Origin of the sequence: Tolypothrix sp. PCC 7601, assembly GCF_025677855.1 — a bacterium.
GTDB lineage: Bacteria > Cyanobacteriota > Cyanobacteriia > Cyanobacteriales > Nostocaceae > Aulosira > Aulosira diplosiphon.
Genome location: NZ_CP064879.1, coordinates 3377018 through 3390974, shown reverse-complemented (window position 1 = coordinate 3390974; position 13957 = coordinate 3377018). Strand labels below are relative to the sequence as shown.

The following is a 13957-nucleotide window of genomic DNA, read 5'->3' as shown; positions in this document are numbered from 1 at the left end:
CATTACTCCGGTGGCAATTTGACAACCGCAAACCAAAAGTTCTCTATAGAACGAACAATTCTCACAAATTGATCGAAGTCCACTGGCTTAGTTATGTAACAGTTTGCAGCTAGGTTATAGGCTTTAAGAATATCTTCTTCGGCTTGGGAGGTTGTCAGCACAACTACAGGAATCCGTCTGAGATGTGCGTCACCTTTAATTTCTGCTAGTACCTCCCGCCCGTCTTTTTTTGGCAGGTTTAAATCAAGTAAGACAATATCGGGATGGGGGACATCAGCATATTTATCTTGTTTTCGCAAGAATGCCATTGCTTCTACCCCATCCTCCACAACATTTAAGTTCACCGAGATTTTGCTATCCTCCAAAGCGATGCGTGTCAGTAACGCATCGCCAGGATTGTCTTCTACTAGCAAAACCTCAATAGGCATAACTGCTGATAAATTGTTCACGATTGCTTACCTGCTTGATCTGGAATCGTAAAGTAAAAAATCGAGCCTTGACTCGGTTTTGACTCCATCCAGATCTGACCGCCGTGGCGTTCTATAATTTTCTTACAAATAGCTAGCCCGATTCCAGTACCGGGGTACTTACTTCTGCTATGCAAACGCTGAAAGATGACAAAAATTCGTTCAGCATACTGGGATTCTACACCAATTCCATTATCACGTACTGAGAATAACCATTCGTTTCCTGTGGGGGTGAGATGGGGATTTTCGGCTGTTTTGATGGTGTTTTGGATGGCTTGGATGTGAATTTGGGGTGGTTCCTCCCGATGAAATTTGATAGCGTTGGCAATCAGGTTTTGAAAGACTTGTGCCAGTTGTGTAGTATCAGCCATAATTTCGGGCAGAGGATCGCAGGTAATTACAGCATTGCTTTCTTTGATTGCTACTTCCAAATTGGCGATCGCTTTTTCCACCACAGTCTGACAATCTATTAATTTAAAGGGTTGTCCCCTAGTGCTAACGCGGGAATAGTTCAACAAATCATTAATTAAGGTTTGCATCCGCTGCGCCCCATCAACAGCGTAGTTAATAAACTCATCTGCACGGCTATCTAGCTGACTTTTATACCTGCGCTCTAAGAGTTGTAAGTAACTAGTCACCATCCGCAATGGTTCTTGCAAGTCATGGGAAGCAATGTAAGCAAACTGTTCTAACTCGGTATTAGAACGAGTGAGTTCTTGCCGTTGGCGGGTTTCTTGTTCTAACAGTTGGGCTTGCCACAAAGCAATACCAATTTGGTTAGCTAGTTGCTGTAATAAATCCAGTTCATGACTATGCCACTCGCGGGGGCTACTACATTGATGAGCAATCAACAAGCCCCAAATACCCTCGCCACTAAGAATTGGCACTACTAAGTTAGATTTAACACCATACTTTTGCAGCATTTCTCGATGGCAGTTTCGGATATTAGCATGATCAACATCTGTAATTGTGCTGACTCTACCTTGCCGATATCTTTCTAAGTAATTTTGCTGAAAGCAGTGGTCAATAATTTTTTGCCCCAACACTACAGGCCAACCAGGTAACACTGCTTCTTGCACTACCGTTCCCGAACCATCTGGCCACAGCCGGAAAATTAAAACTCGGTCGGATTGTAGGAGTTTTTGCACCTCTGTAACTGTGGTTTGCAGAATTTCTTCTATCTTGAGAGAGTCACGAATTTTGACAATGATTTGCGAAAATAATTGCGATCGCTGATTTTGCTGTTTGATTTGTTCTTCTGCTTGTTTGCGGTCATCAATATCGGTATGAGAACCGACCATTCGCACGACTTCTCCGTTGCTATCCCAAACTGCTTGCCCCCGATCTAAAATCCACTTATAGTTGCCATCTTTGCACTGAATGCGATGCTCAGTTACATAATATGGCGTTTTTTTGTCAAAATGTTCGTGAACGGCGGCTAATACCCAATCTAAATCTTCAGGATGAACTCGTTTTGACCATTCATCTAAATTATGAGGAATTTCTTGGTCGGTATAACCCAGCATTTCTTTCCAACGTGGGGAAAAGAATACTTCATTGGTTTTGACATTCCAATCCCAAATACCATCATTGTTGCCAGTTAAGGCCAATTGCCAGCGTAGTTCACTCGCCTGTAATGCTTCCTCAGCTTGCTTGCGCGCAGTCAAGTCAAGTGTAACCCCAATCATCCGCGTCGGTTGACCATCACCATCATAAATCCCCACACCTCGCGCTAGTATCCAGTGAACGCTGCCATCTGGCCAAATATTGCGATATTCTGCCTCATAATCGCTGTGATTTGCTAGAGCTTGTCTGACAGACTCTTGCATATAAGCGCGATCGTTGGGATGGATAGCTTGTAGTAAAGTGTCATAGGTAAACTCAGCTGACTCATCCAGACCCAAATTAGCCTTGCATTGCTTAGAGGCTGATAGCTCGCCTGTGAGCAAATTATGCTCCCAAGAGCCAAGTTTAGCAGCTTGCAATGCTATCTTCAGACGGCGATCGCTTTCGGTTAAAGCTGCTTCTACTTGTTTGCGATCAGTAATATCTCTGGTAAAACAGCGTGTATGGATAAATTCACCGTTTTCCCACAATACATTAGAGTGAATCAAAACATAGCGAATCGAACCATCCTGACAGCGCATCCGGGCTTCGTAATTTTGTAAATTTTCATTGTTACTCAGCCTTTGCATAATATCCGCGATCGCTTCTGGGTCAACATGAAACTCCGCGATCGAGTGTCCAATATACTCTGAGCGAGTGTAGCCTAAAAGGTCAAGTTCTGCCTGATTTGCCCAGAGAATCGTGCCATCAGCCTGTACCCAATGCATCCCGACATTAGCATTTTCTACAAAGTCTTTCAGTTCTTGCTGACTTCGTTCTAGTGCGGCTGTGACTCGCTGCTGTTCTAGGGAAACACGGGATAATTCTGCTAAATTCCGTCTTAATTCTAATTGGTCAATGACCTGGCGACCTAAAGCTTGCAGTGCTTCTATTTGTTGTTGGTTTAATTGTCGTGGTTCTTGATCGATAACGCAGAGAGTTCCTAGTACATCTCCCGTGGGAGTAATCAAAGGCACACCTGCATAAAATCTGACAAAGGGATAGGCAATGACTACCGGATTATTAGCTAACTTTTCATCAGCTAATGTATCCGGCACAACTACAAAATCTCGTCGCTCTACGCAAAGATAGGATAAACCTACATTCCGAGGCATTTGTGGTACATCTAAGCCTAGTTTGGCCTTAAACCATTGGCGGTTTTCATCAATGAAATTGACTAAAGCGATCGAAGTACCACAAATAAAGGCTGCTAACTTAGCCAAGTTATCATAGGCTGCTTCTGGTTCGGTATCGAGAATTTGGTACTGGCGGAGGGCTGCAAGTCTTGCGGCTTCGCTATTAGGTAGCACAGGCTTTATAAATAATTATGAACATTTCTGATTTATCTAAATTTTAGAGAATTTTTTAATTTGAGCATCAAAGATGGTTGCTAACTGTTTAGGACTTACGCAAGTGTCACATTTTTTTCGTTGAGGCTGTCAAGGGGAGCCAGTTACGTGCGGTGAGACCAGCGCTGCAGGAGGGTTTCCCTCCGTAGGCGACTGGCGCTCGCGTAGCGTATCCGAAGGATTCACCCGAAGGGAGGTTCCCTCCGTTGAGTGAACTGGCGTTCAAAAGTCAAAAGTCCAAAAAACTGAATTTTTGACCCTTGACCCTTGACTCTTGACTCTTAAACCAGAAGATGGGTGTACCAGTTGCGTAAGTCCTGCTGTTATCTGACTTGATGCCTATCAAGAACTGTGGAAGAAGGAAACAGAGAAGAAAGAATCAATGTATACATAGCTTCGCACAAATCAAATATGATTCCTATAGTTAAGCTGGCAAGGAAATAAATTATCTGTTGTGGTTTCGCCTCAGAATTAATGAAAAGCCTACACCCTATGGATTTTGCATTTTGCCCCACAGTACTAGCGACTATGCAAGAGGCTACTCTAAACTGGAATAATGGAAGTATCGTTCAGCAAACAGCTAGCAAAAACTGAAGATTGTAGTTTTTCCTTGGCGATTTTCGTGAACACTTATTTAAATAGTGTAGAAATCCTTAACTCAAATTCTGTCAGATGTGCTGGGAGTAATAATAATGGTTGTTAAGTTAATTATTTTTGGGCTAATTGCAGGTTATGTATATGGCGCTTGGAAGTTCTGGAAGGGATTTGAGCGCACTAACTTTAGACCTAGTTTGACCAATCGTATTGGTTTATCTTTGTTGTGGCCTGCTTTATTTGCTACGAATCCATCCTATCGCCGCAACTTTAGAAAAGCTTTAAAAGGCCAATAATCAGCGAATTTCCAACTCGGAATAATTATTTATACCTTTTAATGTTTTTATGAATATTCCCTAGCCAAGCTAGGGAATATTTTTTTCAGGCATGATCAAAAGTTAAGTTATGCCTGCTAGAGAGCGAAATGGGCAAAATTTTATGGATTCTGGAATGTCAAAATCCTTATCCTACAAGAAAATCTGGGATATTTTTTATTGGCAATTTCCTGAATCCATCATCCATAATTCGTAATTGTTTAACTACAAATTATGGATTAATTATGGATTGTTGATTATCTATTTCTACGACCATTGGTGAGAACGTTAATTGCTGCACCTGCTGCTGCACCATCGATCGCATCGCCACCAGGATTTTTGGTGCCATGCAGAATGATGCCTGTAACTGTACTAGCAGCTGCACCAACTCCCACATCTTGACCTAAGTTACCAACTCTGCGGTTACGTGCTTGCTTTCTTGTACCGTGGACAGCATTCACCGCAGCACCAGCCGCAGCGCCTTTGATGGCATTATTAATAACGGCACCATTTCCTCTAACAGCACCAGTGACTACACCTGCACCTGCCCCAATACCGATATCGCGTAACATATCAGCAGAAGCCGGTTTAGCAGGGACTAAGGTACCGCCGGCTAAACTTGCAGCCATCAAGCCGGGTAGAATTGCGCGTTTTAAGTTGAGATTCATAGTGGTATTTTCTCAAAAAGTCCAACAATGCTCATACAACCGAAGTTGTTGTATTTACTGACTTTATTTTTATTCTAGACAACAACCACGGTTCGTTATGGCGTGAATACCGATCATCCCATATACAAGCAGGCGATCGCATCTGTAAAAAGCTAGAAATTGGGAATGGGGCATTGGGCATTGGGCATGGGGCATTGGGTGTTTGGTAATGGGTAATTGGTAATGGGTAATGGGTAATTGGTGTTTCTCCCTTATCCCCCTTATCCCCCTCATCTCCTAGTCCCCAGTCCCTAATCCCCAGTCCCCAATCAAATCGCCTGTATCCACTCTTGAATAGAGTATTCTGTCCAAATACCGTTTTGCCAGTAGGGGTCATTTTCAATCAACTGGCGTACGGTGGCTTCGTCATCGGCTTCATAAATACCAAAAACTTTGGTGACATCTTTGGTAGGGCCGATTGTAATCAGCACACCAGATTCTTTTTGTTTGGCTAAACCATCTAAATGGGCTTGACGATAAGGGGCGCGTTTTTCTAAAACATCTTCGCAGTAACTTCCCAATAATACATATTTGGGCATTTGGTATTTGTCCTTTGGTGTTGGGTGTTTGGTGTTTGGTAATTGGTGTTTCCCCTTGTCCCCTTGTCTCCCAGTCAACAGTCCCCAGTCAACAGTCAACAGTCAACAATCTTAACTTCTCAAATTCACACCAAATTTCTCTACCAAAGCTTCGCGCACTTTGTTGTGTACTGGTTCGACTTCGGCATCGGTGAGGGTGCGATCGCTGGAGCGGTAAATTAGGCGGAAGGCTAAACTACGTTGTCCTCTGGGGACGTTTTCACCGCGATATTCATCGAATAATTCCACGGATTCTAGTAATTCTTTACCTGCTTTGTTAATCGCTTTTTCGATTTCGGCGACTGTAACTTTCACAGGTGCGAAGAAGGCGATATCGCGATCGCTGGCGGGGTAGGTGGAATAGGATTTAAATACTGGGGTGAGAATTTCGTCTTGATCCAGGGCATCCAATAGCACATCCGCATCTAGTTGAAATGCGTAGACGGAATCTGGTAACCCTTTTTCTCGCCGCAGTTGGGGATGGAGTTGACCAAAAATGCCCAAGCTGTTACCTCTAATCCAGAGAGAAGCTGTGCGTCCTGGGTGTAAGCGTGGATCGCGGCAATCAGGTTGATATTCTACTTGTAAACCAAGTTGGCCAAATACGCTGTCGAGAATGCCCTTGGCTTCATACCAAGTCATGGGTTGTTCGCGTCCGCTGCTTGTCCATTGGCTGACAGTGCGATCGCCCCCTATAATTCCCGCGATCGCTTCGGTTTCTTGTAATCCGTCTTCTTCGCGTGAGAAAATCCGCCCAATTTCAAAGCCGTTGAGGGAACCGTTTCCTTGTTCGAGGTTGTATTGGAAGGCATCAATTAACCCAGAGATTAAATCGCTTCGCAATGCGGAATATTCGACAAATAAGGGGTTTGACAGGACGATTTGTCTGTTTTCCCCTGGTTTGACTAGAGAGTATTGGATTAATTCTGTCAGTCCGGCGGCGCGGAATAAAGCGCGCAATTTGCGGATGAGTTCTTGATCTAAAGGCAAATAGCCGGCTTCTGCTTTGTGGGGTAAGGTATCACAAAAGTTGTCATAGCCGTAAAGCCGGGCAATTTCTTCAATTAAGTCAATTTCCCGTTCTAAGTCGCGGTAACGGTAGGGTGGTACAGAAACTTTCCAAGAGCGATCGCCTGCTGGGGTGAGTTCACAACCAAGTGCAGTTAAAATCCGCTCAACGTCCTTTTCCTCGAGTTCTCCAGTCTCTTCGCCTAAGTCAATTGGCCCTAGTACTTGATTAACTCGGTCTAAGCGCAGTGCAATGGAACGCGTCCAGGTTGAGGGGTCGGGGCGAGTATCAGCGATTTCTTGTTGGGTAATTACGCCACCAGCTAATTCAGTTAGCAGCGATAAAGCCCGACGACAGGCTACTTCTAATTCGGCCCGGTTCACACCTCGTTCGTATCTGCCAGAAGATTCACTTCTTAAACCAACACCACGAGAAGAACGGCGAATCGCTACGGAATCAAATAAGGCGGCTTCTAATACCAGGCTTTGCGTACCTTCATAAACTTCCGTTTCTTCTCCACCCATGACTCCTGCGATCGCCACTGGTTTGTTGTTGGCGGTGATTAATAAGTTTTGGGCTGAGAGGGTGCGGGTTTGTCCATCTAAGGTTTTGAATGATTCCCCTGCACTGGCGAAGCGCACACCAATTGTCACATTATCGCTTCCCGCTACACTTTTCAGGCGTTCTCTATCAAATGCATGTAACGGCTGTCCCCATTCCAACAACACATAGTTGGTAATATCCACAACATTATTGATTGGTCGCACGCCAGCAGCCTGTAGGCGTTGTTGCAACCACCCAGGAGAAGGCGCAATTTTTACCTGTTCAATAACTGTGCCAATATAAGCAGGACAAGCTTGAGTTTCCGAAACACTGACAGCTAAATTTCCCCCACTTTGGGTAATGGAAACTTCCCCTGGTTGCGGAATGCTGAGTTTACCACCTGTTAAAGCTGCGACTTCCCTAGCTATACCTACCATACTCAAGGCATCAGCGCGGTTAGCTGTGGCGGTGACATCTAAAATTACATCTTCTAAACCCAGCAAAGGACGCACATCGCTACCCAAGGTGAGATTTTCTTGGGAAAAAATATGAATACCATCAACATCGGTGGGTAAGCCTAGTTCTTTTAAAGAACAGATCATTCCCTGAGAAGGAACACCACGCAGTTTCGCAGGCTTAATTTTTAAATCGATATTTGGTAAATAAGTACCTATAGTAGCAACTGGCACATAAATATCTGCCCGGACATTTGCAGCACCACAGACAATATTTAAAGTCTCAGCTGCGCCAATATCTACTTGACAAACACTTAATTTATCAGCGTTGGGGTGGGGTTGACGCTCAAGCACTCTCCCCACAACAACGCCATTGGCCCAAGTGCGGCGGTCTTCAATATCTTCTACTTCAAACCCAGCCATTGTGAGGGTTTCGGCTAATTCTTCCGGGCTAAGTTTTATTTCTACTAGTTCCCGCAGCCAGCTTAAAGAGATACGCATGGAGTGTGCTTGTTTGAATAATCTTCTTTTGCTCTCATTTTAGGGTGCCTATTGGCGAGCGATCGCTTTTCGTCAGGCTTACCCTTCACTTGAACAATCGTACTACGTTGATTTGAACTGTCAGCAGCCAAATTGCGGAATTAGTTTTGAAGATTTTGGATCTATGGAGAGTTGGAACGCTGAACTACAAAGGTATGAACGTTAAATATCAGCAAATTCAGAAATTGATTGTACGCCCAGCTGCGATCATGATTACATATCAATTCCTATTAGATTCATTTAGCTGCAGCTAGAATGATAGGAGTTCCTGGTGAGTAGAGGAATAAAAAATTAACCGCCGATGTCAGAGGATAAACGCAGATAAACGCAGATAAATTTGTACTTAGCAGATTAGTTCACGTAATTCACGTAGGATGCGTTACGCTATCGCATCAGTAACAACAATAGGATATTTTCTATTTAGAATTTCCTGAGCTAAAAGCATTATTAATTGCTTCCTCTGGCCCCACTAAAGACAAGTAAGGTTCCTGTAAATATCGACAAGCAGCAGCCATGCTATCTGCAATATTCACCGATGCAATTAACTCCTGAAATTCCCGGTCAAATTCAATTCCTAAACCTAAAACTTCATACCAGCCATATATCTGAGCAATTTGCCCATTAGTTTGTTTACCAAGGGCGTATTGTCCCAATATCTTGTTTTTAGCAGCTTGGAGTGCATCAGCAGCTACTTCAGTAGTACAAAGCAAATCTACTTCTTTCTTTAGCCCTTGCAGTGCAACAGTGGTATTGTCTGGTGCTGTACCCATGTAAACTACAAAGGAAGCGGGAAACAGCCTGGTAGGATAAAATGCTGAGACTTCGTAAGCTAAACCCTGCTTTTCGCGCAATTCCACAAATAAGCGGCTAGAAAGCCCATTTCCTAAATAGGTAGATAGTAACTTCAAGGCTGCATAGTCAGCAGAACTTACGGCTGGCCCTAAATAACCCAGCATGACAATTGATTGCTGGGTTTGCAGGGGATGAAGTTGGCGCTGGGGTTGCACCTGAATTTCTGGCAAATTTAATACTGGCTGAGTTTCTGCTGGAGGTTGCCAATCACTAAAAACTTCTTCTACTAGGTTGACAGCTTCCTCTGGTGTGATTCTACCAGCAATACTAATTACTACCCGATCTGGACGAAAATAAGTCTTGTGATAATTAGCTAAATCATCGCGAGTTAAGCGACTCATAGTTGTTTCATCGCCTAGTACTGACATGGCATAGGGATGATTTTGATACATTGTTTGACGTAGTTGGTCAAAAGCAATCGTAAAAGGCTGCTCTTTTTGGGAGCGAATATCTTGCAATGCTAAACGCCGTTCGAGTTCCACTTGCGTTTCGGGAAAGGTAGGCGATCGCAAAATCAGCCCCGCCAATGTTAATATCTCCCTAAAATCTGATGTCACAGTTTTCAGAGACAACAAAAAATAATCAGTGGCGGTATCTGTACTTAAACTTGCACCCACTGATTCGACTTTTTCCGCAATTTGCAAGCTAGACAGTCCATCGCATCCTTTAGTCATCACTGCTGAGAGTAAATGTGCTAAACCAGCTTGATCGCGGTCTTCAGCACAACTTCCCGCACGGACAAAAATTCGCGCCGCAATAATATCTGCTGCAGGATTTTCTGCCACTAATACGACAATGCCATTGCTTAATACTGTACGGTGGATCGGGGAATGAGATAAGGATGAGTTCACAGTTTGAGTCATTAGTCAGGGAAAGAAGCAATCAATCGATTTTGGATTTTGGATTGGGGATTTAGAATTGGGGATTTCAAACTTGGGATTGACCCCAACCACAAGATTATGTAGCTCAAGGATTTTAAATATGAGATTTTGGATTTGTTCTATTGTCCTGCGGGGACTTCCAGAAATGAAATTATCCAGTTTTAAAAGTTAAAGTGACGATTCTATTCTTTTTATACTGACACAGCTATAGGATATTGTTTTGTTCGGAAGTTCCTCCCACAGTTGCACGAAATGCCTAGTACAAGTCGGCATAAATAAACAGACCATCTGTAATTGCTAAAAAACTTGTGGTATGGGTACTATTTCTTTTTACTTTTGACTCCTGCGGAGTTCGCCAGTTGCTTTATGCCGACGGCACTTCCTTCAAGTCGGCAAAGCCGCCCAACGGAGTGCCTTGGGAACCCGTCCACCGCACTGGCTCACTTTTTACTTTTGCCTTATTGTACTAGTGTTAACCGAAGTAATTTTAAATTTAAAATCTAAAATCCAAAATCTAAAATTGCCACGGTCAACAGTCTTTAGTTAATAACTAATGACTAACAGGGTTTAAGAATAGTAACAGCGTAATTGTGCGGTGAAAGATACTGTTTAGCTAATTGTTGCAGTTCTTGGGCATCAAAAGACAAAACTTGTTGAGGATAGGTAACTGCTAATTCAGCTCGGGCGATCGTATTGTAGTATCCGTAAAGGCCAGTCAGTTGATTGGGCGTTTCTGTGGAAAACGCATACTCATTACACAGCAGCCTGCGTGTGCGGTCTAATTCATGCTGGCTGATGGGCTGATTTTGCAAATCTTCCAAGTGGGCGCGAATCAAAAACTCAACTTTCTCCAAATGTTCTGGTTCTAACCAAGCAGTAATTGTAAATAAACTAGATTCCCGTTGCAGGGAAAAATTACTACAGATCCCTTGTACTAATTGTAGTTCTTCTCGCAAATCACGGACTAATCGTGAAGTTCTTCCTTCTGCAAGCAAAACGGACAGCAAATCTAAACCATAGGCTGTGCGGAGTTGTTCAACCCCAGGAGCCAGCCACGCCATCATCAACCGCGCCTGTTCTAACCTGGGTAAAGTCAATTCTTGACGCTTAATTCCCTCAATGATTGGGTTTTGGCTTTTTTCTACCAAGGGACAATCAGAACGTTGAGCAAAATTACCAAAAGAGCAATTTACCAAATCTAAAGCTGATTGTTGATTCATCCCGCCTACAATTACCACCGTCATATTTTCTGGTTGGTAATGAGCACGGTGAAAACAGCGCATTGCTGCTGGTGACTGCTGCATCAGTTGTTTTTCTGTACCCAGCACTGAACGTCCGTAAGGGTGCTTATGGTATACAGTCTGAATTAGCGCCTGAAATCCCAACCAATCTGGATCATCGTGATAAGAGCGAATTTCCTCTAAAACTACATCCCGTTCGCGGATAAATTCATGATCTGGAATTGCTGCATTCAGCAATAATTCACTCAAATGCGGTAGAGTTTCGTGCAAGTAAGGTGCAGCTGTTGTTAGGGAATAATGAGCATAATCGTAGCTTGTAGCTGCATTACTCACTCCACCTTTATTTTCGATGTTATAATCAAAGACCCCAGGTGGTAGACTTTCTGTACCTTTAAAAATCATGTGTTCCAAAAAGTGAGCCATGCCAAACCAGGGTTCTGGTTCTAAGGTTGCTCCAGCACGTACCCACACATCAGCCACAACTACAGGGGTAGTCGGAATTTGTTGATGAATAAACGTTAAACCATTGTCTAGATGGAAAACCGAGGCTGGGAACACGGTATTGATTAATTGTTGTTGTGACAATTTTTTGTAGCTTTAACCACAATTTAACGCAATCAGGCCATATTAACTCTCAAGCTTACTTAATTCCGAATCAATTTATACAAAATTGGTTTAAATCAAAATAAAATTTGGGCATTGGGCATGGGGCATTGGGCATTGGGAAACACCCAAAACCAATTACCCATTACCAATTACCTAATGACAAATGACAAACGACAAATGACAAATATAATTAAAGCTCCCAAAGTTTGATCAACTTGGGAGCTTAAAATTTTGAGTTCACCGCGACGCCGTTTTACCTAAGTTTATGACCTGGTTAAACCAGGTGGGCATCTAAATCGCTCGTTTAAAGTTTCCGGGTACTTGCCCGGTCTACTGCCACGAGAACTCTTTGATTCCCTTGTCTTTAAAGGCATAGATCAAAAAACTTGATGGCAGTCACCAACGTCGTAGTGCAACTAACTCATTATAGCTTTCAAAAAGTTGTTGTGTGTTCAATAGAAAAATTTTCTAGAAAAATTCACTGGGATACCAGATGGATTCTATGGTGTGGGCGATCGCGATCGCATCGTCGCGGTTTTGACTATCTAGCAAAACGGTGACGTGTCCTAGCTTACGCCCAGGACGAGATTCTGTCTTGCCGTACCAATGAATGTAAGATTGGGGAATTTCTGCGATTTTCTGGCGTTTGCTTTGGTAGTCGCTTTGAGAAGTTTCGTAACCTAGCAGGTTTACCATTACAGCGCTAGGGGTTTTGATGGCGGTATTCCCTAAAGCCAAACCACAAACGGCTCTCAGATGTTGTTCAAATTGGGATGTTTCACAAGCATCTAGGGAAAAATGCCCAGAATTATGGGTACGCGGGGCAATTTCATTGACTAAGACTGTACCATCTGGGGTGAGAAATAGTTCTATCCCAAAAACTCCTACTGCTTGTAGGCTATTTAATAAAGTATGAGCGATCGCTTCTATTTCTGCTGCTTGATTGGACGTAATCTCTGCTGGCGCAATCACTCGGCGACAAACCTGTTGTTCTTGTTGGGTTTCCACAACTGGATATGTCACAACTTCGCCATCTACAGAACGAGCTGCGATGATTGCTAACTCTCGCTCAAAGGGTACAAATTCTTCTATTAAAAAGAGTGATGGATTGGGAGTTAGCTTTTGCTGCAAACTAGCCCCATCCTTAATGATAAACGTGCCTTGACCGTCATACCCGTGACGACGAGATTTGACAACTACAGGAAAACCCAAATGTTCAATTTTAGATTGGAGATTTTCTTGGACAGTATTGAAATCGTCGTCAAGAGCAAAAAACTTGGGAACAGGTAAGCCTAATTCTTGTAAATAGCAGCGCTGATGATATTTATCCAAAAGTGGAGCTAAAGCTGCTAATCGAGGACGGAAACAAACACCTTGGTTTTCTAGGGTAGATAAAGCATCGAGGTTGACAAATTCGTTTTCAAAGGTGATGACATCGCTCTTTTGCGCTAACACTGCTGTACTAGCAGCATCATCAACTGGGGCAAAAACTGCTTCCTGAGCAATACTCACAGCGGGATCATTTTTACTTGGAGTTTGCACCAGCAAATCTACACCTAACTTTTTTGCTGCATCTCCCATCATCCAGGCGAGTTGCCCGCCACCGATTATACCAACAAGCTTCATTGACATCCTAGAGAATCTCGGGTTTGCACACCTGTTTTAGAATTAACACCACTGGCTGTGGCGCAAAGTTCTTTAATTTGGGCCTTATCTAAAACTGCATCCGTGAAATCTGCATTACTAATGTTCACATCAGTAAAAATTGCACGTAACAAGAGGGCTTCTTTGAGAACTGTATCGCTTAAATCAGATCCAGTTAAGTTTACCTGATCCACCATTGCATTTGTTAAATCAGCCCCGTGCAGGTTTGCTTTTGTCATTACCGAAGCACTCAGAACTGCACCCCGCAAATCAGCACCCGTAAAGTTAGCCAATTCTAAATTGGCATTAGAAAACTCTGTGGCTTGCAAACTCTCTCCCGAAAAATCATGCCTTGTTAACTGTGCATTGCTAAATGACAGCGGATGAGTCCAGTCTGCCAGTGCAGGAGGAGCAATGAAGAATACCATTATCCCCAAAATTAATGCCAAGCTTTGCCGCCAAAACATATTTACTAGCTCATCTAGTCGGTGTATTTTAGCTTATCGCATTTAGAGTTTGGGGAATGGGGAATGGGTAATTGGTAATTGGTAATTGGTAATTGGTAATGGGAA

General features: G+C 43.2%; 11 protein-coding genes and 1 other RNA gene. 1 reads left to right on the top strand and 11 read right to left on the bottom strand.

Features of this window, described 5'->3' with window-relative positions:
* Positions 1–2: 2 nt before the first annotated feature.
* A complete protein-coding gene (locus HG267_RS14190; RefSeq protein ID WP_228045638.1) occupies positions 3–428 on the bottom strand; it encodes a response regulator in 426 nt (141 codons plus the stop codon).
* Between the two features lie 17 nt (positions 429–445).
* The gene (locus HG267_RS14185; protein WP_045872563.1) at positions 446–3391 is read right to left on the bottom strand and encodes a PAS domain-containing protein; all 2946 of its coding nucleotides are present in this window, start codon (positions 3389–3391) and stop codon (positions 446–448) included.
* Between the two features lie 722 nt (positions 3392–4113).
* Between HG267_RS14185 and HG267_RS14180 the strand changes: the two genes are divergently transcribed.
* Positions 4114–4311, top strand: coding sequence for a hypothetical protein (locus tag HG267_RS14180; RefSeq protein ID WP_045872562.1), 198 nt, complete (start codon positions 4114–4116; stop codon positions 4309–4311).
* 275 nt (positions 4312–4586) lie between these two features.
* Here HG267_RS14180 and HG267_RS14175 read toward each other — a convergent pair whose 3' ends face one another.
* From HG267_RS14175 to HG267_RS14135, 9 genes are all read right to left on the bottom strand, one after another.
* Positions 4587–4997: a hypothetical protein gene (locus HG267_RS14175; RefSeq protein WP_045872561.1), complete on the bottom strand. Its 411-nt coding sequence runs from the start codon at positions 4995–4997 to the stop codon at positions 4587–4589.
* 31 nt (positions 4998–5028) lie between these two features.
* A complete protein-coding gene (locus tag HG267_RS14170) occupies positions 5029–5373 on the bottom strand; it encodes a hypothetical protein (RefSeq protein WP_155539474.1) in 345 nt (114 codons plus the stop codon).
* A complete protein-coding gene (locus HG267_RS14165) occupies positions 5306–5575 on the bottom strand; it encodes a YciI family protein (protein ID WP_045872560.1) in 270 nt (89 codons plus the stop codon). Before HG267_RS14165 ends, HG267_RS14170 begins: the two co-directional genes overlap by 68 nt.
* A gap of 111 nt (positions 5576–5686) precedes the next feature.
* Positions 5687–8122, bottom strand: coding sequence for a phenylalanine--tRNA ligase subunit beta (gene pheT, locus HG267_RS14160; RefSeq protein WP_045872559.1), 2436 nt, complete (start codon positions 8120–8122; stop codon positions 5687–5689).
* Positions 8123–8577: 455 nt separating this feature from the next.
* Complete coding sequence (locus HG267_RS14155; protein ID WP_045872558.1) at positions 8578–9876, bottom strand: M16 family metallopeptidase; 1299 nt, start codon at positions 9874–9876, stop codon at positions 8578–8580.
* Positions 9877–10451: 575 nt separating this feature from the next.
* Positions 10452–11693 (bottom strand): M16 family metallopeptidase, encoded by a 1242-nt coding sequence (locus HG267_RS14150; protein WP_045872724.1) that lies wholly within the window; start codon positions 11691–11693, stop codon positions 10452–10454.
* A 281-nt stretch (positions 11694–11974) separates the two neighbouring features.
* Positions 11975–12158: non-coding RNA, 6S RNA (gene ssrS / locus HG267_RS14145), on the bottom strand.
* 51 nt (positions 12159–12209) lie between these two features.
* Positions 12210–13367, bottom strand: coding sequence for a 5-(carboxyamino)imidazole ribonucleotide synthase (locus HG267_RS14140; protein WP_045872557.1), 1158 nt, complete (start codon positions 13365–13367; stop codon positions 12210–12212).
* Positions 13364–13852, bottom strand: a complete 489-nt coding sequence (locus tag HG267_RS14135) for a pentapeptide repeat-containing protein (RefSeq protein WP_045872556.1) — start codon at positions 13850–13852, stop codon at positions 13364–13366. Before HG267_RS14135 ends, HG267_RS14140 begins: the two co-directional genes overlap by 4 nt.
* Positions 13853–13957: the final 105 nt, after the last annotated feature.

Coding starts and splice junctions, on each gene's coding strand:
- HG267_RS14180 (WP_045872562.1), top strand. CDS start 4,114: ATGGTTGTTAAGTTAATTATTTTTGGGCTAATTGCAGGTTATGTATAT.
- pheT (WP_045872559.1), bottom strand. CDS start 8,122: ATGCGTATCTCTTTAAGCTGGCTGCGGGAACTAGTAGAAATAAAACTT.
- HG267_RS14175 (WP_045872561.1), bottom strand. CDS start 4,997: ATGAATCTCAACTTAAAACGCGCAATTCTACCCGGCTTGATGGCTGCA.
- HG267_RS14135 (WP_045872556.1), bottom strand. CDS start 13,852: ATGTTTTGGCGGCAAAGCTTGGCATTAATTTTGGGGATAATGGTATTC.
- HG267_RS14155 (WP_045872558.1), bottom strand. CDS start 9,876: ATGACTCAAACTGTGAACTCATCCTTATCTCATTCCCCGATCCACCGT.
- HG267_RS14190 (WP_228045638.1), bottom strand. CDS start 428: ATGCCTATTGAGGTTTTGCTAGTAGAAGACAATCCTGGCGATGCGTTA.
- HG267_RS14170 (WP_155539474.1), bottom strand. CDS start 5,373: ATGACCCCTACTGGCAAAACGGTATTTGGACAGAATACTCTATTCAAG.
- HG267_RS14140 (WP_045872557.1), bottom strand. CDS start 13,367: ATGAAGCTTGTTGGTATAATCGGTGGCGGGCAACTCGCCTGGATGATG.
- HG267_RS14165 (WP_045872560.1), bottom strand. CDS start 5,575: ATGCCCAAATATGTATTATTGGGAAGTTACTGCGAAGATGTTTTAGAA.